A 21,117-nucleotide genomic window follows, 5' to 3' on the forward strand; every position below is an offset into this window, starting at 1 on the left:
GGGACGTCGCGAAGCAGGCGTTACTCCCTGCTCCTTGTAAGGTATAGCGCATGACTGAATCAGGACGAGATCCGCATAGGGAGGCCCGCCGCGCCGGCGACGACTCCTCCACTGAATTCGTCCTTGGGGCCGATGGACGTCCCCTCAAGGATCGATACGGCCGCCCCATTCGACGCCGTTCCTCCGCCCGCCCGGCACCGCGGCGCGTGGAACCCGAGCAACAATCCTTTCGCGCTCCGCAGCCACAGCAACAGCCCCAGCGCCGCACTCCGCCGCCAACGCCGAGCCGCTACCCCAGCCAGTACCGCGCGCAGCAGCGCCCACCTCGTCGCACCGCGCCACGCCCGGCACCCCGGCAGCGCCCGCATAGCCGGCGTAAAAAGGTCAATCCGGCCAAGCGCGCCCTCGGCTGCGTTGGCTTGGCGCTCGTTGTCCTACTGGTATTCAACCTCGTCTTCATGTTCTGGGCCGATGCCCGCCTCACCCGCGTGGAGGCGCTGCCAGAAGAACAGGTGTCTAATACCGCTGGCACCAATTGGTTGCTCGTCGGTTCCGATTCCCGCCAAGGCCTCAGCGAGGAACAGCAGGCGGAGCTCGGCACCGGTGGTGATGTGGGCGAAGGCCGCACCGATACCATCATGCTGCTGCACATCCCTCGCACCGGCAAGGCCAAGCTCGTTTCCATCCCACGTGATAGCTACGTGGAAGTCCCCGGTTTCGGCATGGACAAGATCAATGCCGCCTTTACCTACGGTGGGCCGCAGCTGCTTGCCCAAACCGTCGAGGGCACGACCGGTTTGCACATCGACCACTATGCCGAGATCGGCATGGGTGGCCTAGCCAATGTGGTCGACTCCGTCGGCGGCGTAGACGTGTGCGTGAAAGAACCCATCAATGACCCGCTGGCCGGCATTGATCTCCAAGACGGCTGCCAAAAGCTCAAGGGCCGCGACGCCCTCGGTTACGTGCGCACCCGCGCCACCGCCATGGGTGACCTTGACCGCGTGCAGCGACAGCGCGAATTCTTCTCCGCATTGCTGGACAAGGTTGCTTCCCCAGCCACCCTGATCAACCCATTCCGCGCCTTCTCCTTGGTCAACCACACCGCCTCCTCGTTCATCGTGGGCGAGGGCGACCACGTCTGGCACCTCGCCCGCGTGGCACTGGCCATGGGCTCCGGTGTAGACACCGAGACCGTCCCCATCGGCGGATTCCAAGATACCGAGGTAGGCAACGTCGTCCTCTGGGACGATGAAGCAGCCGCCGGGTTGTGGGATTCCCTCAAATAGCGATCAAAAAATGGCCCTTCCTCTACCGGGGAAGGGCCATTTTCCTGTCTTTAGCGCAGGGTCACCTGGCGGGACTTGATGTTTTCTAGCTGCTTGCGCTCATCGGCGCTCAGCTGGGCATCATTAGAGATTTCTTCCTCCAATGCCTTGTCCACGCGGGTGAGGTGATCCTCATAGGAAGCGTGGTCAACCTCTGGATCCAAGTCGAAGACCGGAGCAATAAGACCGTGGGTGCGGAAGACACCGGCGAACTTGGTGCCCTCGCCCAAGTTCAGCTCACCGCGGGCGGCGACGCGCGCCAAAGCGTTCAGGAATGCGGCTTCATCATCATTCGGGCGGACCCAACGGATGTGGGCCTTGCCGCCGCCGGCATTTGCCCAGAAGGCCGCACCGGTGATGTTCTCGCCCACCTCGTGGGACTCGATGACGGAATCATTTGCGGCGCGTAGCGACTGCGCAATCTGCGGGGTGACCTGTGCGCCCTCCGGGATCCACCATTCGAAGTCCTGGTGAACCTGCACGTCGAGGGTAGCGGAGGCATCGATAAGCTCCTCCAGCTTCGGCTCCGAGCCGTCAGCCGCGGTGGATTCCAGGGTGGCGCCGGGCTCGTTATTCTTCACCCAGTTAAGGGCAAAGGCGAGGTCGCGGCCCGGGTTGTGGGTGTGGGACTGTACCTGCAGGCCCACGAAGGCATCGCCGCCAAATTCGGTGTCACGAATGAGCGCAGCAGAAGCACCCGGCAGGACGGTGGCTACATACACGTTCTTGTCGCAGCCTTTGACGTCAAGCTTGGCAAAAGCGGAGGGGACGAACTCCTGCATGGCGACCAGGGAGGCCTCCGCAGCAAGTCCGCCGTAGGGGCGGGGATCCTTTTCCAGGGCGGCGCGCTCCTTGGCGCGGGCAGCGAGCTTTGCCTGGCGGCGGGACATGCCCTCAGGCAGCTGTTCCTTGTTCTTTTTCTTCTTGGCCATGCCTCCAAGATACCTGCTTACTAGAGCTCAATGGCATGTAGGGCCACTTCGGGTTGATTGGTGGCGAGCATATCTACCCCGTTAGCCCACGCCCACTTCATATCCTCCGGCTTGTCTACGGTCCACAGGTAGGTAGGCAATCCCTGCGCGCCGATAATCGCCGGACGCAGCTTCGCGCGCAGCAACGATACGCCAAGCGCGGTGGGCCTGGACAGCATGACATCGGGGCGGTTGACGTGGCGCTCCCAATCGCGACGAAGATAAATCCGGTCCATGTGCGGCGCCAAATTCTGCATGCGGCGGATGGCGTGGTGGGAAAAGGAAATGACGTGGATCCGGGGGTCATCGAAAAGCCCCGCATAACGCAGGCGCAGCACCGTTTGCTCCTCCAGGATGTCGCCCTGCCCGGAGGGGTGCTTAGTCTCGATATAAAGGTGGTGCGGTTTGCCCTCGAGCAGTTCCAAGAGTTCGTCGAGAAGCATCATGCGCTGGCCCGAACCGATGTCAACGCCGCGCAATTCTTCCCAGTCCATCTTGGAAATGCGGCCGGGGCGCCCCGCGGTGCGGTCCAACGTGGGATCGTGCTGAACCACTACTTTTCCATCGCGCGTCAAGCGCACATCGCACTCGACGCCATGGATTGGCAAATCTAGGGCTTTTTCAAAAGCTAGAGGGGATAGCTCCGGATATTTTCCGGAGTATCCCCTATGGGCGACAATCTTCACTAGCCGAAGAACTCTTCCTTGATGTCATTCAGGGTCTTGGCAGAAGCATCGAAACGCTCCTTTTCGTGTTCACTGAGCTGCAGCTCAATCGCGCGCACGATGCCGGAGCGGTTGATGATGGCAGCGGTGCCGATGTAGAGATCCTCTACGCCGTACTCGCCCTGCAGGTAAGCAGATACTGGCAGCGCCACATCCTGGTTCTGGATGACGGCGGCGGTGATGCGGGCCAGGCCCATGCCAATGCCGAAGGAAGTGGAGCCCTTAGCGTCAATGATGGAGTAGGCGGCATCGCGGGTGTCTTCAAAGATCTTCTCGATGCGCTCTGCATACTCCGGATCCGAGTCCAGCTTCTTGGACATCGGGACACCGGCGATATTGGCGGTGGAGACGGCCGGCAGCTCGGAATCGCCGTGCTCGCCCACGATGTAGGCGTGTACGGACTTCGGTGCAACATCTTCCAGCTCGCCCAGCATGTAGCGGAAACGAGCGGAGTCCAGCACGGTGCCGGAGCCGATGACGCGCTTGTGATCCAGGCCGGAAGCCTTCCATACGGCGTAGGTCAGGATGTCCACCGGGTTGGAGGCAACCAAGAAGATGCCATCAAAGTCATTCGCCATGACATCAGAGACGATGCTGTTCATGATCTTGACGTTCTTGCCCACCAGGTCCAGGCGGGTCTCACCCGGCTTCTGTGCGGCACCGGCGCAGATGACGACCATATCGGCGTCTGCGCAATCGGCGTAGGTGCCCTTGGTGACGCGGGTACGGGTCGGGGCCCACACAACACCGTGGTTGAGGTCCATGACGTTGCCCTCTAGCTTCTTTTCATCGATGTCGATGATTGCCAGGTGGTCAACGATGCTTTGGTTGATGAGAGCGAAGGCGTAAGCGACTCCCACATCGCCGGCGCCAATGAGAACTACTTTGTTTCCTACATGATTTGCCATGACCCTATTGTGCAACTTTGTGGAGATTTTTGCACGGGCTAAGTCTCACACTGAAATTCCCACCGAAATCTGGGAGAATCGGGCATTATGAAACGCGCACTCCGCCGCGCTGCACTAACCGCTCTTGGCGTAGCCGCGGATCTCACGCCCATCGTCCGTATGACCAGCCGGCAAACCTTACCGCCCAATATGTCGGCTGGAATTTTGGGTGCGGAATTAGCTACGTGGGCTGCTGTTTCGCCTTCCTTACTGCCCCGTCCGTGGTGGGTGACCGCCGCCAACGTGGCAATCGGGCAGGGCGTCGGGCATCTAGGGGCGGCGTCAACAAGCTTCGTGCTCAATCGCATTGGCAAGCGCCCGCAGGACCGCCTCGGACCTCAACATCGACAAATTGTGCACCTTGCTATTGGCGCTGGGACTGCATTTAATGCCGTGCTTTCGCTGCGCAATCAGAAAAAACAGGCGGAGTTGGTCAATAAGCAGCTCGTGCGCGGGCCCGTCACAGCGGCCATCGGCCTGGCTGCGGGCACCGCAGGCTACGGCACGCTCCTACTCATCGGGGAGGCCACGCAGCTTGCCGTCACCAAACTGTCACGCCAGCTGGGCCGCTGGGTGCCGGCGCTCATTGCGTGGCCGGTGGTTACCGCGGGACTGAGCCTCACGGCGTTTGCACTTTCTGACCGCGTGGTCTTTCGACGCTGGCTGCGCTCGCTATCGCACCAAGCGCAGCGGTTAAATAAGCAGATTTTCCCCGGCACCTCCATGCCGTGGGAGCCGGAGCGCTCCGGCAGTCCGTGGTCGCTCGAGCCGTGGTCGGCATTGGGACAACAGGGACGCCGCTTTGTCTCCAATGGCCCCCGCGCCCGCGATATCCGCACAGTGACGGGAACCGATGCAAAGGAACCGATCCGCATCTACGCCGGATACATTCCAGGGCGCTCCTTCCAACAATCCGCGGAAAAGATCCGCGCCGAACTCGAACGCACCGGTGCCTTGCGGCGAGAGACTATTGTTATCCAGATGCCCGCCGGCTCGGGATGGATCAATAACTGGGGTGCGTGCTCCTATGAGTTTTTGACCGGTGGTGATTGCGTCACCGTCACCATGCAGTACTCCTACCTGCCTTCGGTTTTTTCCTACCTCGTGGATAAGAATGCGCCAAAGCAGGCGGCCCGCGAATTGATTCGGGTGATACACGAAGAGATAGATAGGCTGCCGGAAGAAAACCGCCCACGGCTATATTTCGCAGGTGAATCGCTTGGCGCCTACGCCATTATGGATAACTACCATAATGTGGAGGACCTACTTTCCGCCTGCAATGGCGCGGTCTTTTCTGGGCCTCCGCGCATGACGCACTTTACCCAGCGCCTGCGCCGGGATATTGGTTCACTAGAACGCCTGCCCGTTATCGATGGCGGCAAGCATGTGCGCTACGCCGCGGCCCCTGACCATACGCTGCACGATGCCTTTGGCAATGACTACGCCCATACCTGGCGCCGGCCCCGCATGCTCATTGCTCAGCATGCTTCCGACGCCATCGTGTGGTGGGATCTTAACCTTCTCGTGCGCAGGCCCACCTGGATCCATGAACCACAGCCGGAAGCTTTGCACGCGGATACCTTCCGGCAGCTGCATTGGGTGCCGTTTATTACCTGGTGGCAAATTGGCTTGGACCAGATCAATTCCCTCAACGTCCCTGGCGGGCACGGACACAACTATTTTGAGGAAATGCTCTGGTATTGGGATGAGGTCTTAGGATCCCAATCGCGCCAATCCCTCACGCCGAAGCTGGCCAAAAAGATTGCCCGCTTTATCCGGCGCGACGCTTAGTCGCATTTCACCCCAGTACTGTGGTGCGGGCAGTACCCATTAGGAACCTTATATAGGTACTGCTGATGCTCATCCTCGGCCAGGTAGTACTCCCCAGAATCGGTTTCAGAGAGCAGTTTGACCTCCGTGGTGGTATCCCCGAATCCGAATTCTTTGAGTTTTTCTGCATAGGAATCCACGATGCCCTGGATTTCTGCCCGCTCTTCCTCCGTGCGTGGGTAGAAAGCAGAGCGGTATTGCGTTCCTACATCGTTGCCCTGGCGGAAGCCCTGCGTGGGATCGTGTGCTTCTAGGGCCTGTACGACAAGATCGCGCAGGCTGATGCGCTGCGGGTCATAGACCACCTCCACCACCTCGGCATGGTTGGTTAGCCCACGGCACACCTCGTAGTACGTGGGATTCGGGGTGGTACCGCCCGCATAGCCCACTGAGGTGGACTCCACGCCTTCTGTCTCCCAGAACATCTTCTCCGCGCCCCAGAAACATCCCAACGCAATGAGAATGGAGCGCTGCCCGTCCTTCCACGGTCCGGTAATCGGTGTTCCTAAAACGGCGTGCGGGGCGGGGTCTAGGATTGGCTCCGTTCGTCCCGGCAGAGCATCGTCTGCAGCAACAAGTTTGGGCTCCGGCTTAAACATCCACATGAGGTATAGCTCCTTCCTTATTCCTTCTTCCCAACATTGTACTGCGAAAAGCTATTCCGCGGCCAGTTAATATTCGCGCTAGTTCCACAATTCGAATTAATCATGGCGAAATCTTTCAACCGTGCCTATCATCGGGACACGTACCCGAAGAAAGGATTTAACAAATGGCTGTTTACGAACTTCCTGACCTCCCATACGCATTCGACGCACTGGAGCCACACATCTCCGCAGAGATCATGGAGCTCCACCACGATAAGCACCACGCAACCTACGTTGCTGGCGCTAACGCTGCACTCGAGGCACTCGAGGAGGAGCGCAACGGTGAGGCTAACCCGGATCGCATCCGCGCCCTCTCCAAGAACCTGGCGTTTAACCTGGGTGGCCACACCAACCACTCCATCTTCTGGAAGAACCTGTCCCCGAACGGTGGCGGCGAGCCAACCGGCGAGCTGGCAGAGGCCATCAACCGCGACTTCGGCTCCTTTGAGAAGTTCAAGGCTCACTTCTCCGCCGCTGCTACCTCCCTGCAGGGCTCCGGCTGGGCAGTTCTGGGCTACGACCACATTGCTGGCCGCCTCATCATCGAGCAGCTGACCGACCAGCAGGGTAATACCTCCATCAACTTCACCCCGCTGCTGATGCTGGATATGTGGGAGCACGCTTTCTACCTGCAGTACAAGAACGTTAAGGCTGACTACGTTAAGGCCGTATGGAACGTCTTCAACTGGGATGACGTTGCTGAGCGTTTCGCTGCAGCCACCAAGTAACTCCTTGTAGTTACTTCGGCCGCCCCTCTGGGGCGGCTTTTTCTATGCCCGGATAAATTCCCGGAATTGCTGCACTGGGGGTGCATCGTCCCCGGCACGCCACACTAAACCGAGCTCGCGGTACGCCGGCGGCGTAAGGGGGATCAGGCTCCCCACCTGCAGATAGGGATCATCCAACGGCAAAAGCGCCACCCCGAGTCCTGCCGCTACCAGCCCCGCAACGGTAGTAAGCTCCATTGATTCGAAGACGAGGTGGGGGCTAAAGCCAGCGTCGTCCGCGAGGGCATCGAGAAGCATGCGCGTGCCATAGCCCGGCAGCATGCCGATGAACGGTTCTGCAGCGAATTCCGCTAGTTTCACCTCGCGTCGGTTTGCTGCCCAATGGCCTTCCGGCACCGCAAGGCCTAGTCGTTGCACCTTTATCTGGTGCCAGCCCAAGTCTGCATCAGGCCGCGGGCCCACGAGGGCGAGGTCGGATTCGCCGTTTTCCACCCTGCTCACCAGCTCCTGCGCCGCGCCTTGATGCAGTCGAATATCCACGTGCGGGTGCTGCGCGCGATAGCTCTTGAGCAGGTCCGGAACCAGCCAGGTGCCCAGCGAGTGCATGAAATCTAGGCGCACGGTGCCGCGCTCTGGATCCATGAGGCGGGCAACATCGTCCCGCCCTACCTGATAGGCGCGGAGCATTTCCCGCCCAGCCGCAGCGAAGGCCCTCCCGCGCGAGTTCACGTGCAGGGTGCGCCCAGTGCGCTCGAAAAGGCGGGCGCCAAGACTAGCTTCTACGCGCTGTACGCGGCGGGTCAGCGCTGACTGGGAGATTCCCAATTCATCGGCCGCAGCGCCCACGCGGCCATGATCCACCACGGCGAGGAAGCCGCGGACATCCTCCACATTCATGCATACTCCGCATCGATTAGTGTAATTTTCCACATTTTACACATGCTGCGTGTCCGGGCAGGCTAAATGATATGACTCGAACGCGGCGCGCTACGGTGGCCATGCTCCTTGTGGGCTTGGCTATATTCTCCAGCCTGTATTCCACCCAAGCCATCCTTCCCACGCTGGTAGACAACATGGGCCTTTCTTCCACCGAGGCGGCCATGACCGTATCGGCCGCCACGGGCGCGCTGGCACTATGCGTGGTGCCCGCATCGATCCTCTCCGAACGTTTCGGCCGCGGACGCATCCTGCTCATTTCGGCCGTTGCCGCGACCGGCGTGGGACTCATTGTTCCCCTCGCCCAGGAGGGATGGCAGCTCATCGTGGTACGCGGCCTGCAGGGTGCGCTGCTGTCCGGCGCCCCCGCCACGGCAATGGCATGGCTTTCTGAAGAGCTCGATGACAAAGCCCTGCCGCGAGCCATGGGCCTATACATTGCAGGCACCTCCGTCGGTGGCCTTACCGGCCGCCTCATCCCCACCGGACTGGTGGAGATTTCCACGTGGCGCTGGGCGCTCTTCGGCTCAGCGCTGGTCTCACTCGCCTTTGCCATTACGGCTTGGCTGCTGCTTCCTACCCAACGCAATTTCCGGCCTAAATCCATCCATCTCAAGACCGAAAGCAGGGCACTCTTTGGTCATTGGGCCAACCGGGATTTGGCCTTGCTCTTTCTCACCGCATTCCTGTCCATGGGCACGTTTGTCTCCATGTATAACTTCTTAACCTTCCGGCTCATCGATGATTTTGGCTTGGCCCCTTCGCTCGCCGGCTTGGCTTTCCTCTTCTACCTTTCTGGCACCTGGTCCTCGGCTCGGGCTGGAGCGCTAGTGGCCCGAATCGGCCACGGAAAAACCCTGTGCGGCTCGGCCGCACTTTTTACTGTGGGCATCGCGTTGTGTGCCGGTAACCTTCCGCTGACGCTCCTCGGAATGATCGCCTTTACCGTGGGCTTTTTCGCCGTACACTCCACCGCCTCCGGGTGGGTGGGCCAGATTGCCACCCACGACCGCGCGGAGGCTTCCTCAATGTACGTGTTCTGCTATTACTTTGGCTCTTCTGTGGTGGGCGCATGTGCCGGCCTGCTTTTCGACGCCCTGTCATGGCCCCTTTTCATCGCCTTCTTCACTGCCGTAGCCCTCACGCTTACTGCGCTGACTTGGACCAAGATTAAAACCGACTAACATCGGTTTTATGCCTGAGAATAAGTGGTCGGCGCGGACATGGCACCGCAAGGCCTCCCGTCCCGTATCCCTGTGGATGATGGTCTTCATCCTCGTGGGTGCAACGCATACCTTGGTTCCGAACTACCGGTGGGTGCTCATCCACCTATTCACCCTCGGACTGGTGAGCAATAGCATCATCGTGTGGTCCCAGCACCTCACGGAGAAATTCACCCAACAGCGCCTCCCCGAATCCACTCGACCTACCCAATTGGCCCGCATCTATGGCCTCAATGCCGGAATCATCCTCGCGTTAATCGGCCAAATCCTCATGGAGTTCTGGTCCCAACACTGGATCGTCACCCAGATGGGCGCCACGCTCATTGCGCTGATGATGCTCTGGCATGCGGCATCGCTCTTCCGGCAATGGCGCGGTGCCAAAGATAAGCGCTTCCGCCCCGTGGTGGGCGCTTATGTTCTTTCCGCTCTGTGCCTGCCGGTGGGTGCCATCTTTGGCGGGCTGCTGGCCGTCTACCCCGGCCGTCCCACGCTGCTGCTCGCCCATATCGCCGCCAATATCGGCGGATTCATCGGCTTGGCCGCGGCCGGTTCTCTCACCATCCTTTTCCCCTCCATCTGGCGCACCCAAGGTATTAATCGCCACATGCAATCCTCCTTTGCGCTGCTCGCAGTCGGTGTGGTTGCCACCATCGTGGGCGCTTTTCTCGGCTTCCCTGAGTTGGGCCTTATCGCCTACTGCTGCGGTTGGGCGCTGAGCTTGCAGCAGTGGCTCGCCAATGTACTGACGGTGGCTAAGGACCCGCGCGATCGCATCACCTTTGCCTCGGTCTCCGTGCTCATGGCCTCGTTATGGCTGGTGCTGTCTTTGGTGTACTACACGGTGCAGCATTTCTTTATACCCGAGCCGGCGCTGCCCACCCTCGCCTTGCTGGTGGGGTTTGCCGGTCAACTGCTCATCGGCGTGATGAGCTACCTCTTGCCCAGCACCATGGGTGGCGGCCCCGCTGCCGTCCGGGCGGGCTTGCAGCAACTGGACAAACTCGGCCTCCTGCGCGCCACCCTCGTCAACGGTGGGCTGCTCATCTGGATCGGCACCGATATTTCCCTACTTAAGGTGGTCGCCTCCCTCTTGTGCATCCTGCCCCTGGCGGTCTACCCCGTGCTCATCGCCCGGGCGGTCAAGGCCCAGAAGCAGGTCCTGATGAAGAAGGCGGAGGGCCCGGATCCGAAGCCGGGGCCAGAATGGAACCAGGTCTATGCGGGCATCGCGATCCTCGCGGTCATCTACGCCCTATTTACAGCGCTGTAGTACCCGGCGCGCCGGCATCCATCCACTCGCGGACCGCGCGGGTGGCTTGGACGTCGCCGGAGTTATAGTCCAGCAAGCGCTGCCGCGCCACGAGGTCACCGGCTAGCGCCTCGCGGCGCGCGTTCACGGATTCTTCGCCGTCGAAGTCTTCTTCTGGCCACGTAAACCCCGCTTCCGGGGCGACTACCTTCAGGCCTAGGCCGAAGGGTCCGGCGAAGGATCGTTTGACGTGGACGAACATATCCACCCACTCCGGTGAAGAGATAAATTCTTCTACCTCCCGCTCATCCACCTCGCGGAAGCGCTGCGCAGACATGCGCATCCAGTGGTTCTCGCCGTGGGCCGAGTAGCAATATGCAGCAAAGGTTTTGCCCTCCGCATGGGCCTTAGCACGCACATCCATCAACCAGCGCCAGAACGCCGCAAAGTTTTCCGCCTCGGCACGCCCGCCCAACGGCTCCCACGTAACGAACGGAACGTAGTTACCGTCGTGCCAGGCTCCCCATAGGTACGCGCCCTGGTCCAGGTAAGCTTCCATATCCACATCCACCTCCACGTCTGCGCGCGGAGCGTGCACGTCGCCGCGGCGCAGCAACACTTCCCCGGCGCGCCAGGCAGCAGCAAGGCGGGAGGGCTCGCCCAGATCGGCGTCGATAAGCGCCTGCACGGTAGTAATCCCGCGCTCGCGGTAAGGCTTAGCGCGGTCGCCGGCTAGGAAAAGCGAAATATCATCCGCCGCCACCAGCTCTTGCTCGCACAAAGACCAAAAGCGGCAGCTCGCACACTCCTTGACCCGCACCGGGGCGGTAGGAAGCGGCTGATTCCAGGCGCGTTCCAGATCAAACTTGGCTGTTTCCGTAAAAAATGCCCGGGTGCGGTCCTGGCCGATGGCCCCGCCCCGGCCGGAATCGAGCCCGAGATCCCGCAAAGCACGGGCGGCAAACGCTAAGCGGTAACCATCTACCGCATGATGGCGCAGCTTATACGGCGCCTCGAGCGGCTCGCTCAGGCCCAAGCGATGGGTAGGCACCGCCGGCGTCGTCTTGGTGTCATTCTTGCGGGCCACACGGTGATTGGACACGATAATCGGGGTGTACTTATCGCCCTCGCGCAGCAGCAAATCTACGCGCACCATCCACTCCTCGGTGGCGAAGACCGCGTTGGTAATGTGCGTATACCCGGAAGCTAAGGCCTCAAGGGTGCGCATGGAGCGCTCCCACTCATCGCCTTCCAGATCGATGCGGCGAAACCTGCCAGAGCCCTTGCGGGGAAACATCTCCATGACCGCCTCCACTGCGGCCGCGTGGCGTTCCGCCCGGGCAATCGAGGCATGGGTACGCGGCATCTCGGGGTGCGCGCGCCGCTGTACTAAGCGGTAGCGGCACCCCACAAGGTCCGAAGCAACAACCACATCCTCCACACCGGGTGAGCTTAATAGAACGGCAAGGTAAAGTTGAATCCAGACTCGATCAAACGTGAGGGAAATTTAATGAGCATTCTGAAGAAAGTTAAAAAGGCCCGCCAAGAAGCACGCGCACAGGCAAAGGCTGCCAAGACCCGCGCCAAGGCAGAGGTAAAGGCCCAGTCTAAGGACCGCCGCCGCCAGCAAAAGCTCCTGGCCAAGCAGGAAAAGCACCTCATTAAGTCGGAGGAAAAGGGCCTCAAGAAGCGCCGCAAGCATGAGGAGAAGATGGCCAAGAACGAGCTAGCCAAGCTCAAGGCCGGCCGCTTTAACTCCGATAACGTCAAGCGCTATGCCGGTGCACTGCGCACCGCCGCACCCCTGCTGCTGCCGCTCCTCTACCGCGGCTACGTGGGCCTGAAGACCGAAGGCGAAAAGCGCAAGGCCGCTAAGGCGGGCGTGAGCTCGGATCAGATGGCTTCTTTCTCCGGCTACGGTGCGCCGCTCAAGGCCCGCACCGCCGGCATCCGCAACTCCCTCGATAACACGGACGTTCCGGCCGGCTTCAAGCGCGATGTGCGTGACCGCCTGCAAGAAGTAGACTCCGCCATCGATAATGCCGAGTTCATGACCGAGCAGCAGCGCCGCCGCGCTCACAAGACCATTAGCTCGGAAATTGACTCCATTACTGCGGAAATCCAGCAGCGCCTGGCCCAGTAAAAGAGCTACACGCCGCCACCGCCCCCTATTCGGTGGTGGCGTTTATTTATTTTCTATAAAGATCCGGGTTTTTCGGGAAAAGTATTTTCGGCCAGAAAAAGTTGCTGATAATCTTCTAACCGCCCTACCCCGTTAACACCGTTTATGCTCTCTGTGCGTGGTGTGCAATTTTTAAAATTGGAGGAAATATGTCCCGCCGTGAAGTGACCCAATTTTACGACGACTTGGACCACACCCTAATCCCTGAAGACCAGCTAGAAGTCGTTCGCTTCAGCGTAAACGGTCAAAATTACCTTATCGATCTCTCCACGGATAACGCGCGGCATTTCCATAATCTGCTCGCCCCCTACGTGGACGCCGCCCGCATTGCCCCCGCCCTCGATGCCCAGCGGGCCAACCCCAGCCAAATCCGCGAATGGGCCCGCACCCAAGGCCTGCCAGTGGCGCACCGCGGAAAAATCCCGCAGGACGTTATCGAGGCGTATAACGCCGCTAATTAAAGCACGCCCTGCTCGCGTGCTGCCGCCACAGCGGAGGTGCGCGAGCGCACGCCCAATTTGTCATAAATGTGCACAAGGTGGGATTTCACCGTGGCCTCAGACAGCATGAGGTCTTGGCCAATCTGGCGGTTCGACGCGCCCGCCGCAACCAGCTGCAAGACCTCGAGCTCACGCGGCGTGAGCGAGGTGCGTGGCGTACGCACGCGAGTCATCAGCCTATCGGCCACGATGGGAGATAGCGCCGAATCGCCCTCCGCAGTCGAGCGCACTGCGGACAGCAGCTCGTGCGGTGGTGCATCCTTGAGCAAATAGCCCACGGCACCGGCTTCGATAGCGCCGAGGATATCCGCATCAGTGTCATAGTTGGTAACCACGAGGACCTTGGGCGGGGTGGCCATCGCGGAGCGAATCTGCGCGGTTGCCTCCGCGCCGCCCATAACGCGGGTCCCTTCCACACCCGCGCCGAAGCGCAGGTCCATCAATATGACATCGATGCCGCCCGCCTGCGCTGCCGACACCGCAGCTTCAGCCGTAGCGACCTCCCCTACGACGTCGATATCCTCTGCGCCCTCAAGCACGGAGCGCAGACCCAGGCGGACGATTTCGTGGTCATCTGCCAATAGGACCCGAATCACGACATTCCTCCTATCGATGTCATTGTCAACCAAAAGTTTAATCTACCCGGTTGCCTAAGGGCATACTAACTGACACGGCAGTGCCCTCCCCCGGCGCGGATTCAATAATGACCTCCCCGCCTAGCTCTTGTGCGCGGCGCCTAATTGCGGCCAGCCCAATATGCCCCAGTCCAGCCGGGGTACTTTCCACCGCGGCCGGATCAAAGCCCTTGCCGTTATCCACCACATCCAGGCGCACCTCATCACCCTCATAGGTCACCGTGATCCGGGCGCGGCTTGCCTCTGCATGCTTGACGACGTTCCCCACAGCGCCCTGCGCAATCCGCAGCAGCGCCGCCTCTACCTTCATGGGCAGCTGCTGTACCTCTCCTTCGGATTCCACCTCGACGTGGATATCTCCGGTAGCGCCGAAATTTTCCGCCATACGGGTCAACGCGGCCTCAAGGGATGCCTCATTAAGCGTCGGCGGCTGCAAAGCGGCAATCATTGCCCGCGCCTCGTGCAAATTATCCGCGGCCGTCCTGCGGGCCAGCTCGATGCGCTCTCGCGCTTTGCCCGCGTCCTGCTTATCCAGATCACGGTCCGCCGAATGCAGGAGCATTTGAATGGAAGACAGCCCCTGGGCAAGGGTGTCATGAATCTCGTGCGCAATGCGCTGACGTTCGGCCACCATGCCGGCATCGCGCTCCGTGGCTGCCAGCTGCGAGCGGGTTTCAATCAACTCTTTATTCATCCGCGACAGCGTCCGGAAGGCGTAGGTGATCGCTATCGTCACCAGTGCCGAGACCGCCGGCCCCATGACACCGCCGAAGGTCAGACCCTGCGGAATCTGCACCACCACGGTGATGATCGAGGCAAAGATGACGCACGCGATGCCCGCCGCCATGTCCAGCACCGTGAGGTACAAAAAGAACATGGCGAAGACCAGATAGATTGCCGCTGGGGCCACGAACAGATCCGCAACCCACAGCACCGAGAGTATGCACAGCCACAGATAGCGCACAGGCTGGGCCCAATATTCCCCGTATACCGAGCCTGCGAAGTACACGGCCGCAAAGCCCACCAAAAGCAGCAGGTTGATGATCGCTTGCGAAAGCGGCATCCGCGCGGAGGTAAAAATGCCCACCACCAGCAGGCCAGCGGTCAGGATATGGATGCCGGTGCGCAACGCATCGGTATCCCGGTCTATTGTGGAGCTCATGCGCAAAAGCCTACTTCCCCTACTCGCCCTAGCCACTTTTGGGATCGCTGGCTGCGATTCATCCGCACCCACCCCTGCACCAACTACTACGGTCACTCCGGAGGCTTCGGAGGCACCGGAGGTTAACGTCGCCCAAACCGCGGAAGTCAATGACTGGAGCGATTGCCCCTACATCGGCCCCGGCTGGCTCGAAGAAACCAACGGCCAGCGCCTGACCAAGCAGGGCATCGACACGCGCTTTCCCACCCCGGCCTGCGTCTTTTGGTCCTACCAGGACGAGCCACAGGCCACCGTCATCGTGCGCGATATGCCCACGGTCGACGACGCCCGCGCCGCAGTGGATTGGGCCGCGCCTATCGACGCCACCGAACCCGCCTCCTTCGACGGCTGGGAAGGCGGCCGGGGCGTGGTCAATGAGCACGCCGTGTACGCGGTGCAAAAGGACACGCACGCGGTGCTGGTGTGGAGCAACCAGCAACAAACCGTTAAGTCAGAGCAAATCGCCCACGAAGCGATCGCCAACTTGGGCCTTTAAACCGCCACATCGTTATACGGCATCATCGGCGACAGCCACGGGAATACAACCTCCATAAGTAGGAAGAAGACTCCCACTGCAATAGCAATAGCCAAGATGACCTTCACCGGCGTCGGCCCCGGCAAGAGATTCCACAAAGCGCGATACATTATTTCTCCTCTTTTTCTACTTCCATAGCGTGCACAATCATGCGCTCCGCGTTGGAAAACTGCGGGTGGCACGTGGTCAAGGTCAAGATCTCGCGGCTCGGTTCGGCGTCCGACTCTGGCACGGGGTTGGTCACCGAGACGTCGCCAGGCGTCGTAATATGCCGACCAGCCACATGGGAATACTCCGGCGGGATTCCATTGAAGCAGTCCGCCTGCTCGCCATCGATGGGCAATACGCGATAGGTAATTCGCTCCTTGTGCGTCTCCACCACGATGTCATCGCAGGTCTCTAGCTTGCCCAAGTCATTAAAGGGAGCTCCCTTGCCCACGCGGTGGCCCGCAACCGCAAAATTGCCCATCTCCCCCGGCATCTGGGAATCCACGTAGCGGCCCGGGCCGCGCAGCAGGTCATCTTCATTAGTGCCCTCAATGATGGCGAAGCGGTAGTCAGAACCGAACGTGGGAATATAAAGCTGCGCGAACGCCTCACCCAACTCCGGCTCCAACTTCTGCCGCGGATTGCGCCATTGCTCGTCGAGGTGGGCGCTCGCCTCCTCCTGCAGCTGGCCGGATTCTACATTTGTCCAATAGGCTTCATAGAATGCAAAGAGTAAAAGAACCACGCCAATGGTTAGCATGAGTTCCCCTAGAACTTTAGTCATGCCTTAAACCATACTGCCCATGAAAGGTTGAGCATGTACGAAGTCTTCATGTACCCAGTTTCCGGAATCATGAAATTCTGGCACTGGCTCATCAGCAGCTTCGTCGGTGAATCTACGGCCTGGCTGATTTCCATCATCCTGCTGGTTATCACCGTGCGCGGCGTCGTTGTTCCCTTGAACTGGATATCCGTACGCTCCGCCCGCATCGGCGCACTCATCCGCCCGGAGAATAACCGCATCAAAAAGCAGATGAATAACGCCACCACCACCGAGGAAATGGCGGAGCTCATGCAAGAGGAAAAGAACCTCATGAAGAGCTATAACTACAACCCCGCAGCTGGTTGTGTTCCCCCGCTCATCATGATTCCGGCCTTCATCGGCCTTTATCAAGTGCTCCTGCGCATGTCCAATATTGAGAGCGGCTCCACCACCGTGGGCATGTTGAATGCTTCCGATGTTTCGGCCTTCCGCGAAACCACCTTCTACGGCGCTCCGCTGACGGATTTCGCCCGCGAGCACGGCGACCTCATAAATCCCATCCTCATTGCCGCCATCGCCTTTACCATGGCTAATTCCGTCATTTCCCTCGTGCGCAGTTTCCGCACCACTCAGTTTGATCAGAAGGTCAACCGCCGCGTCTTCATACTCATGGGCTTTTTGCTGTTGGTAATCCCTTTCTTCCTATGGCACCTAGCCCAAACCGGACCTATCCCAGTAGCAATCATTCTTTACTGGGGCTGCGCCTATCTCTTCATGCTGATCCAAACCGCTATCTTTGAGATCATTTTGCACCGCGACTACCCGCTTACTGAGGATGTCCACGCTATGCGCCGCGAAAGCATTCGCCGCTGGCGCAAGCGCGAAAAAGAACCCGCCCTCTCCAAGGAGGAGAAGAAGCGGGTCAACCAGCTACGTATGGAGGCGCGAAAGTACCTTAAATCGAATAATCAGCAGGGGGAGCAGAAAGCATCTGAGTAGCTAGGTCGCGGGCCGTCTGCAGCGGCCCAATCTCCTTGGTGAGCCGAGCACCCGCACGGCCGCCATCCAGGAAAATCAACAGCTGGCTCGCCTGCGAGGACGATGGGTACCCATTGCGCTCGGTTAACAAGGCTGTCAGGGTAGAGTGCACCCAATTACGGTGTTCAACGCAGGCAGCCACGATACCGTGTTCCGCCTCGGTTTCTGGGCGCGGATACTCTCCGGCCGCATTCAAGAAGTGGGAGCCGCGGAATTCCTGCGTGGGTTCTTCCTCGATCGCCTTATCAAAAAAGGCCAGGATCTTTTGATCCGGATCCGTCATCTCCGCGGTACGCTGTTCCCAATCTTGGCGGAACTTCTCATCCAAAGCTTCCACATAAGCGATAACGAGCGCGTCTTTGGAACCAAATAAAGAGTACAAAGAAGCTTTAGCCACATCCGCCTCGCGCAGGATGCGGTCGATTCCGATGACACGAATGCCCTCGGTGGTAAAAAGCTTGGTCGCCGATTCCAGCAGCCGGCTGCGCGGGCTGGGCCGATTACGGCGCGACTTCTTCTCTGCCATGGGTTCCTCTCTAAAACGACAAAGCCGGTTCATCTATACTTTATAGACAAACCGGTTTGTACGCGAATTAAACTCGGGCTACTTCTTGATGAGCCCCACGATCCACAACAGGATACAAGCACCACCCGTAGCGGCAATCAAGGAGAAAATCCATCCACCTTCCTCAATGTTCAGGAAGTGGATAATCATGCCACCGATAATGCCACCCAGCACACCAACAATAAGGTTGGTCAGCAGGCCGTGGTCGCGCTTCATAATCTTTTCTGCCAGCCAGCCGGCAATGATACCAATAACAATCGAGCTAATAAGCCCCAAACCCAAATTCATGCAATCCTCCTAAATTAGCGGGTAATACCTTAGCGTACACGAGCGCACAGTACCTAAGGCGGCCCCACACAACAAGAGCGCTCCGCCCTTGTGGGCGAAGCGCTCTATAAACGGCAGCTTTTAGCTTTCCTCATCCGGACGGACAACCATCATCGGGCACGGTGCGGACTGCAACAGTGCGCGAGAGGTCGAGCCCAAGAGCATACCTTTAAAGCCGCCGCGGCCGTGCGAACCTACAACCAAAAGCTGCGCGCCTTCTGCAGCCTCGGTCAAAGCGCTCACTGGACGGTCACGGGTAATGAGCTTCTTTACCTCAACCTCTGGGTATTCCTCACGCGGCTCCTTCAGATTCTCAGTCAGAAGCTCGCTCTGCTCCTTTTCAATATCAGCCCACTCGGACTGGGCGGCCGACAGACCCGCCAAGGAAGCCTGCACCTGCATATCCATCCAAGTATGCACGGCGATCAAAGCAGCACCGCGGGCCTGTGCCTCACGGAAGGCATAAGCCGTGGCCTTCTGCGAAACCTCAGAACCATCCACGCCAACAACGACAGGGCCGTACTTGGTGGAGTCCGTGACATGATTATCCTCGCGAACGACGACCACCGGGCAAGAGGCGTGGGACACAACCGAAGCGGAGACAGAACCCATCACCATGCCGGACAGGCCACCCATGCCGCGGGATCCCATGACGATCATGGTGACATCGTGCGACATTTCTAGCAGCATGTCGATCGGGGAGCCCTCGGCCACAGTGTGACCAATCTTCAGCTCTGGGGCTACCTCATGAGCGATGGCGCGAGCTTCCTCGATCTTCTCGAGGGTCTCGGCCTGCAAGTCGTCGAAAAGCTCCTTTGGCGGAACCATGCCCTCTGCGTACAGGAACTGTGGCATGGTGTAGCTAGATGCGATTCGCAGTGGAATCCCGCGCTTCATAGCCGTATTTGCGGCCCAACGAACTGCATTCTTCGATGCATCCGAACCGTCAACGGCAACGACTACAATGTCTTCCTTAGCCATGATGTGTCCTTTCGGTGGTTATACCTTAATTGTAGTACGGATTAGGCTTGAGGGTTGACGGTTGCAGCCTCGGAATTCGACGGGAACATAACGGTGTACACAAACTCCAGGACGGTGCGAATTACGGCACCAATACCTTCAGAGAAAAAGGCAACAACCGGTTCAATGAGAGAGTTAAAATCCATGGACAAAACATTAATACATCGCCGAAAAGGTTTCACGCCTTTGCCGATTAAAGACGGTCTGAATCCAACCCGCGTGCGCACTCCCGAGGCAGGCATAACGGCCTGGGATTTTCTTAGTGCAGTAATTTCGGCACAACGCCATCGACACCCCGACGACGACGCCTCGGCGCTCCAGGCACGCTTCGACTCTGGCGAGGTTGTCCTACGCAATCAGACCAGGCTTCGGCCGGACTCAATATTAGGCAACGACGAGGACGTCTTTTTCTACCGCATTCCGGCACCCGAAACACCGGTGCCTTACGACGTCCCCATTCTCTTCGAGGATGAACATATCCTCGTCGCCGATAAGCCGCCGTTTATGGCAACCATGCCACGCGCACGCCACATCGTACAGACAGCTACAGTCCAGCTCCGACGAATGACAGGAAACGACGAGCTCGCACCGGCGCACCGCCTAGACAGACTTACCTCCGGAATTTTGCTATTCACCAAACATCGTGATGTTCGCGGCGCCTACCAAACGCTCTTTGCGGAAAAGAAAGTACAAAAGACCTATCAGGCGATCGCCGAATACCGCCGCTTTCCGACGCCCCTACAGTGGGCCTCCCACCTCACCAAAACCCCCGGCGAAATCCAAGGCCGCATAGGCGATGGCATCCCCAACGCATTTACTACTCTGACTGCAGTAGAACTAATAGATAACGCCCCCTATGAAAAGATCCACGGAGAACTGCCACAATTAGGCAAATACACGCTCAAACCCACCACGGGCAAGACCCATCAATTGCGCCTCCACATGTGGCAAGCTGGAATACCCATCCTGGGTGATCCTGTCTATCCAGAAATCTTCCCTGAAGACGCGGAGGATATGCGGATCCCTATGCATCTCACCGCAGCCCACATCGAATTTACTGACCCCCTCAGCGGGAAGTACCGGGAGTTCGAGTCCGCTCTTCCTCTCTACACGCACCGCCTAATCGACCACACATAGCCTTCATATTGCGTAGACCGTGAAACTGTCACGTGGCGAAACGTAGAACCAAAGCCGGCGCTATTCACCAGTGGATAAGGGAAAGCGGCACGCGGCTCGCCACGAGTTCCTTCGCGTGATGCTTGCTCCCGCAAAACGTGAAAAAGGGAAGAGTACGGTGCTTGTCCGTCCTCTTCCCTTTTTGATTATTAAATTATCCATTGTTGTTTGGTGTCGGCGGTGACTTACTCTCCCACAACCTCCCGGTTGCAGTACCATCAGCGTGTGCAGGCTTAGCTTCCGGGTTCGGAATGGGACCGGGCGTTTCCCTGCAGCTATTGACCACCGACAAACATACGAAGCATTAGTACAAACCCTTCTTAGTGCAACTTTGTGTGGGTGTTGTGTCAGATACTGCATAGTGGACGCGGTCACGACAGTGACTGTTTCTTCTTCTCTTGTTGTTTTGCCAGTACACGAATGTGTGTTGGTGTTTGTTGTGGTCAATTAGTACCAGTAGCCTTCACACCTTACAGTGCTTCCAGGTCTGGCCTATCTACCCTATCGTCTTTAGGGGACCTTAACGAAACCTCATCTTAAAACAGGCTTCCCGCTTAGATGCTTTCAGCGGTTATCCCTTCCGTACGTAGCCAACCAGCGATACCC

The 21,117-nt window shown here is 59.1% G+C and carries 24 protein-coding genes and 2 rRNA genes; 10 read left to right on the plus strand and 16 right to left on the minus strand.

Annotated features, from left to right (window positions below; translation table 11 throughout):
* Positions 1-50 precede the first annotated feature (50 nt).
* Positions 51-1,289: an LCP family protein gene (locus MHK09_RS06525; protein WP_250413047.1), complete on the plus strand. Its 1,239-nt coding sequence runs from the start codon at positions 51-53 to the stop codon at positions 1,287-1,289.
* Between the two features lie 50 nt (positions 1,290-1,339).
* Here the strand turns inward: MHK09_RS06525 and MHK09_RS06530 are convergent, their stop codons facing one another.
* Genes MHK09_RS06530 through MHK09_RS06540 form a run of 3 tightly spaced genes read right to left on the minus strand, consistent with a single transcriptional unit; the run spans position 1,340 to position 3,932 of the window.
* The gene (locus tag MHK09_RS06530) at positions 1,340-2,260 is read right to left on the minus strand and encodes a DUF5926 family protein (RefSeq protein ID WP_250413048.1); all 921 of its coding nucleotides are present in this window, start codon (positions 2,258-2,260) and stop codon (positions 1,340-1,342) included.
* A gap of 20 nt (positions 2,261-2,280) precedes the next feature.
* On the minus strand, positions 2,281-2,985 hold the full coding sequence (locus MHK09_RS06535; RefSeq protein WP_250410521.1) for a glycerophosphodiester phosphodiesterase family protein: 705 nt from the start codon (positions 2,983-2,985) through the stop codon (positions 2,281-2,283).
* Complete coding sequence (locus tag MHK09_RS06540) at positions 2,985-3,932, minus strand: L-lactate dehydrogenase (RefSeq protein ID WP_179387159.1); 948 nt, start codon at positions 3,930-3,932, stop codon at positions 2,985-2,987. The genes MHK09_RS06535 and MHK09_RS06540 overlap by 1 nt, the downstream gene beginning before the upstream one ends.
* Positions 3,933-4,019: 87 nt before the next feature.
* Here MHK09_RS06540 and MHK09_RS06545 point away from each other — a divergent pair, with 87 nt between their 5' ends.
* Positions 4,020-5,762, plus strand: a complete 1,743-nt coding sequence (locus MHK09_RS06545) for an alpha/beta-hydrolase family protein (protein WP_200436301.1) — start codon at positions 4,020-4,022, stop codon at positions 5,760-5,762.
* On the opposite strand, the gene msrA is transcribed toward MHK09_RS06545, so the two are convergent.
* On the minus strand, positions 5,759-6,406 hold the full coding sequence (gene msrA / locus MHK09_RS06550) for a peptide-methionine (S)-S-oxide reductase MsrA (RefSeq protein WP_250413049.1): 648 nt from the start codon (positions 6,404-6,406) through the stop codon (positions 5,759-5,761). The two genes, MHK09_RS06545 and msrA, sit on opposite strands and share 4 nt — an antisense overlap.
* 164 nt (positions 6,407-6,570) lie before the next feature.
* Here msrA and MHK09_RS06555 point away from each other — a divergent pair, with 164 nt between their 5' ends.
* A complete protein-coding gene (locus MHK09_RS06555) occupies positions 6,571-7,173 on the plus strand; it encodes a superoxide dismutase (RefSeq protein ID WP_005325362.1) in 603 nt (200 codons plus the stop codon).
* Positions 7,174-7,215: 42 nt separating this feature from the next.
* Here MHK09_RS06555 and MHK09_RS06560 read toward each other — a convergent pair whose 3' ends face one another.
* Positions 7,216-8,070, minus strand: coding sequence for a LysR family transcriptional regulator (locus tag MHK09_RS06560; RefSeq protein WP_250413050.1), 855 nt, complete (start codon positions 8,068-8,070; stop codon positions 7,216-7,218).
* Positions 8,071-8,141: 71 nt separating this feature from the next.
* Here MHK09_RS06560 and MHK09_RS06565 point away from each other — a divergent pair, with 71 nt between their 5' ends.
* On the plus strand, positions 8,142-9,293 hold the full coding sequence (locus MHK09_RS06565) for an MFS transporter (protein ID WP_250413051.1): 1,152 nt from the start codon (positions 8,142-8,144) through the stop codon (positions 9,291-9,293).
* A gap of 10 nt (positions 9,294-9,303) precedes the next feature.
* Positions 9,304-10,602, plus strand: a complete 1,299-nt coding sequence (locus MHK09_RS06570) for a copper oxidase (RefSeq protein ID WP_250413052.1) — start codon at positions 9,304-9,306, stop codon at positions 10,600-10,602.
* Here MHK09_RS06570 and MHK09_RS06575 read toward each other — a convergent pair.
* On the minus strand, positions 10,589-12,022 hold the full coding sequence (locus tag MHK09_RS06575) for a TM0106 family RecB-like putative nuclease (protein WP_250413053.1): 1,434 nt from the start codon (positions 12,020-12,022) through the stop codon (positions 10,589-10,591). The genes MHK09_RS06570 and MHK09_RS06575 overlap by 14 nt on opposite strands.
* A gap of 69 nt (positions 12,023-12,091) precedes the next feature.
* On the opposite strand from MHK09_RS06575, the gene MHK09_RS06580 reads away from it, so the two are divergent.
* Together MHK09_RS06580 and MHK09_RS06585 are read left to right on the plus strand one after the other, a co-directional pair.
* The gene (locus MHK09_RS06580) at positions 12,092-12,724 is read left to right on the plus strand and encodes a DUF6474 family protein (RefSeq protein ID WP_005325356.1); all 633 of its coding nucleotides are present in this window, start codon (positions 12,092-12,094) and stop codon (positions 12,722-12,724) included.
* Positions 12,725-12,912: 188 nt separating this feature from the next.
* Positions 12,913-13,224 carry a histone-like nucleoid-structuring protein Lsr2 gene (locus tag MHK09_RS06585; RefSeq protein ID WP_005325354.1) on the plus strand — a complete coding sequence of 104 codons (312 nt, stop codon included), beginning with the start codon at positions 12,913-12,915 and terminating at the stop codon, positions 13,222-13,224.
* Here the strand turns inward: MHK09_RS06585 and MHK09_RS06590 are convergent.
* Positions 13,221-13,859: a LuxR C-terminal-related transcriptional regulator gene (locus tag MHK09_RS06590; protein WP_040425341.1), complete on the minus strand. Its 639-nt coding sequence runs from the start codon at positions 13,857-13,859 to the stop codon at positions 13,221-13,223. The two genes, MHK09_RS06585 and MHK09_RS06590, sit on opposite strands and share 4 nt — an antisense overlap.
* A gap of 37 nt (positions 13,860-13,896) precedes the next feature.
* The gene (locus tag MHK09_RS06595) at positions 13,897-15,060 is read right to left on the minus strand and encodes a sensor histidine kinase (protein WP_250413054.1); all 1,164 of its coding nucleotides are present in this window, start codon (positions 15,058-15,060) and stop codon (positions 13,897-13,899) included.
* Between MHK09_RS06595 and MHK09_RS06600 the strand changes: the two genes are divergently transcribed.
* Complete coding sequence (locus MHK09_RS06600) at positions 15,059-15,595, plus strand: DUF2020 domain-containing protein (RefSeq protein WP_239278638.1); 537 nt, start codon at positions 15,059-15,061, stop codon at positions 15,593-15,595. The two genes, MHK09_RS06595 and MHK09_RS06600, sit on opposite strands and share 2 nt — an antisense overlap.
* Here the strand turns inward: MHK09_RS06600 and MHK09_RS06605 are convergent.
* Together MHK09_RS06605 and MHK09_RS06610 are read right to left on the minus strand one after the other, a co-directional pair.
* Complete coding sequence (locus MHK09_RS06605) at positions 15,592-15,744, minus strand: hypothetical protein (RefSeq protein ID WP_049377502.1); 153 nt, start codon at positions 15,742-15,744, stop codon at positions 15,592-15,594. The two genes, MHK09_RS06600 and MHK09_RS06605, sit on opposite strands and share 4 nt — an antisense overlap.
* Positions 15,744-16,406, minus strand: a complete 663-nt coding sequence (locus MHK09_RS06610; RefSeq protein ID WP_200436294.1) for a class E sortase — start codon at positions 16,404-16,406, stop codon at positions 15,744-15,746. The genes MHK09_RS06605 and MHK09_RS06610 overlap by 1 nt, the downstream gene beginning before the upstream one ends.
* A gap of 33 nt (positions 16,407-16,439) precedes the next feature.
* Here MHK09_RS06610 and yidC point away from each other — a divergent pair, with 33 nt between their 5' ends.
* Positions 16,440-17,384 carry a membrane protein insertase YidC gene (gene yidC / locus MHK09_RS06615; RefSeq protein WP_250413055.1) on the plus strand — a complete coding sequence of 315 codons (945 nt, stop codon included), beginning with the start codon at positions 16,440-16,442 and terminating at the stop codon, positions 17,382-17,384.
* Here yidC and MHK09_RS06620 read toward each other — a convergent pair.
* From MHK09_RS06620 to MHK09_RS06635, 4 genes are all read right to left on the minus strand, one after another.
* Positions 17,341-17,949, minus strand: coding sequence for a TetR/AcrR family transcriptional regulator (locus MHK09_RS06620; RefSeq protein WP_005327015.1), 609 nt, complete (start codon positions 17,947-17,949; stop codon positions 17,341-17,343). The two genes, yidC and MHK09_RS06620, sit on opposite strands and share 44 nt — an antisense overlap.
* A gap of 78 nt (positions 17,950-18,027) precedes the next feature.
* Entirely contained in the window at positions 18,028-18,276 is a 249-nt protein-coding gene (locus MHK09_RS06625; protein ID WP_005327014.1) for a GlsB/YeaQ/YmgE family stress response membrane protein, read from the minus strand.
* A gap of 120 nt (positions 18,277-18,396) precedes the next feature.
* Positions 18,397-19,296, minus strand: coding sequence for a universal stress protein (locus MHK09_RS06630; protein ID WP_179387148.1), 900 nt, complete (start codon positions 19,294-19,296; stop codon positions 18,397-18,399).
* A gap of 41 nt (positions 19,297-19,337) precedes the next feature.
* The gene (locus MHK09_RS06635) at positions 19,338-19,481 is read right to left on the minus strand and encodes a hypothetical protein (protein ID WP_005325337.1); all 144 of its coding nucleotides are present in this window, start codon (positions 19,479-19,481) and stop codon (positions 19,338-19,340) included.
* Here MHK09_RS06635 and MHK09_RS06640 point away from each other — a divergent pair.
* Positions 19,462-20,472 carry a pseudouridine synthase gene (locus tag MHK09_RS06640; protein WP_436232104.1) on the plus strand — a complete coding sequence of 337 codons (1,011 nt, stop codon included), beginning with the start codon at positions 19,462-19,464 and terminating at the stop codon, positions 20,470-20,472. The two genes, MHK09_RS06635 and MHK09_RS06640, sit on opposite strands and share 20 nt — an antisense overlap.
* Before the next feature lie 211 nt (positions 20,473-20,683).
* Here MHK09_RS06640 and rrf read toward each other — a convergent pair.
* Positions 20,684-20,801 (minus strand): 5S ribosomal RNA (gene rrf, locus MHK09_RS06645).
* A gap of 137 nt (positions 20,802-20,938) precedes the next feature.
* Positions 20,939-21,117 (minus strand): 23S ribosomal RNA (locus MHK09_RS06650); the annotation flags it as partial.

Origin of the sequence: Corynebacterium tuberculostearicum (genome assembly GCF_022347235.1) — a bacterium.
In the GTDB taxonomy this organism is placed as follows: domain Bacteria; phylum Actinomycetota; class Actinomycetes; order Mycobacteriales; family Mycobacteriaceae; genus Corynebacterium; species Corynebacterium tuberculostearicum_F.

What these genes read in the sequence shown, in the direction of transcription:
- MHK09_RS06610 (WP_200436294.1), bottom strand. Translation starts at nt 16,406, where the DNA reads ATGACTAAAGTTCTAGGGGAACTCATGCTAACCATTGGCGTGGTTCTT.
- MHK09_RS06625 (WP_005327014.1), bottom strand. Translation starts at nt 18,276, where the DNA reads ATGAATTTGGGTTTGGGGCTTATTAGCTCGATTGTTATTGGTATCATT.
- msrA (WP_250413049.1), bottom strand. Translation starts at nt 6,406, where the DNA reads ATGTGGATGTTTAAGCCGGAGCCCAAACTTGTTGCTGCAGACGATGCT.
- yidC (WP_250413055.1), top strand. Translation starts at nt 16,440, where the DNA reads ATGTACGAAGTCTTCATGTACCCAGTTTCCGGAATCATGAAATTCTGG.
- MHK09_RS06595 (WP_250413054.1), bottom strand. Translation starts at nt 15,060, where the DNA reads ATGAGCTCCACAATAGACCGGGATACCGATGCGTTGCGCACCGGCATC.
- MHK09_RS06630 (WP_179387148.1), bottom strand. Translation starts at nt 19,296, where the DNA reads ATGGCTAAGGAAGACATTGTAGTCGTTGCCGTTGACGGTTCGGATGCA.
- MHK09_RS06530 (WP_250413048.1), bottom strand. Translation starts at nt 2,260, where the DNA reads ATGGCCAAGAAGAAAAAGAACAAGGAACAGCTGCCTGAGGGCATGTCC.
- MHK09_RS06640 (WP_436232104.1), top strand. Translation starts at nt 19,462, where the DNA reads ATGAGAGAGTTAAAATCCATGGACAAAACATTAATACATCGCCGAAAA.
- MHK09_RS06620 (WP_005327015.1), bottom strand. Translation starts at nt 17,949, where the DNA reads ATGGCAGAGAAGAAGTCGCGCCGTAATCGGCCCAGCCCGCGCAGCCGG.
- MHK09_RS06545 (WP_200436301.1), top strand. Translation starts at nt 4,020, where the DNA reads ATGAAACGCGCACTCCGCCGCGCTGCACTAACCGCTCTTGGCGTAGCC.
- MHK09_RS06525 (WP_250413047.1), top strand. Translation starts at nt 51, where the DNA reads ATGACTGAATCAGGACGAGATCCGCATAGGGAGGCCCGCCGCGCCGGC.
- MHK09_RS06565 (WP_250413051.1), top strand. Translation starts at nt 8,142, where the DNA reads ATGACTCGAACGCGGCGCGCTACGGTGGCCATGCTCCTTGTGGGCTTG.
- MHK09_RS06570 (WP_250413052.1), top strand. Translation starts at nt 9,304, where the DNA reads ATGCCTGAGAATAAGTGGTCGGCGCGGACATGGCACCGCAAGGCCTCC.
- MHK09_RS06540 (WP_179387159.1), bottom strand. Translation starts at nt 3,932, where the DNA reads ATGGCAAATCATGTAGGAAACAAAGTAGTTCTCATTGGCGCCGGCGAT.
- MHK09_RS06580 (WP_005325356.1), top strand. Translation starts at nt 12,092, where the DNA reads ATGAGCATTCTGAAGAAAGTTAAAAAGGCCCGCCAAGAAGCACGCGCA.
- MHK09_RS06600 (WP_239278638.1), top strand. Translation starts at nt 15,059, where the DNA reads ATGCGCAAAAGCCTACTTCCCCTACTCGCCCTAGCCACTTTTGGGATC.
- MHK09_RS06605 (WP_049377502.1), bottom strand. Translation starts at nt 15,744, where the DNA reads ATGTATCGCGCTTTGTGGAATCTCTTGCCGGGGCCGACGCCGGTGAAG.
- MHK09_RS06585 (WP_005325354.1), top strand. Translation starts at nt 12,913, where the DNA reads ATGTCCCGCCGTGAAGTGACCCAATTTTACGACGACTTGGACCACACC.
- MHK09_RS06560 (WP_250413050.1), bottom strand. Translation starts at nt 8,070, where the DNA reads ATGAATGTGGAGGATGTCCGCGGCTTCCTCGCCGTGGTGGATCATGGC.
- MHK09_RS06635 (WP_005325337.1), bottom strand. Translation starts at nt 19,481, where the DNA reads ATGGATTTTAACTCTCTCATTGAACCGGTTGTTGCCTTTTTCTCTGAA.
- MHK09_RS06555 (WP_005325362.1), top strand. Translation starts at nt 6,571, where the DNA reads ATGGCTGTTTACGAACTTCCTGACCTCCCATACGCATTCGACGCACTG.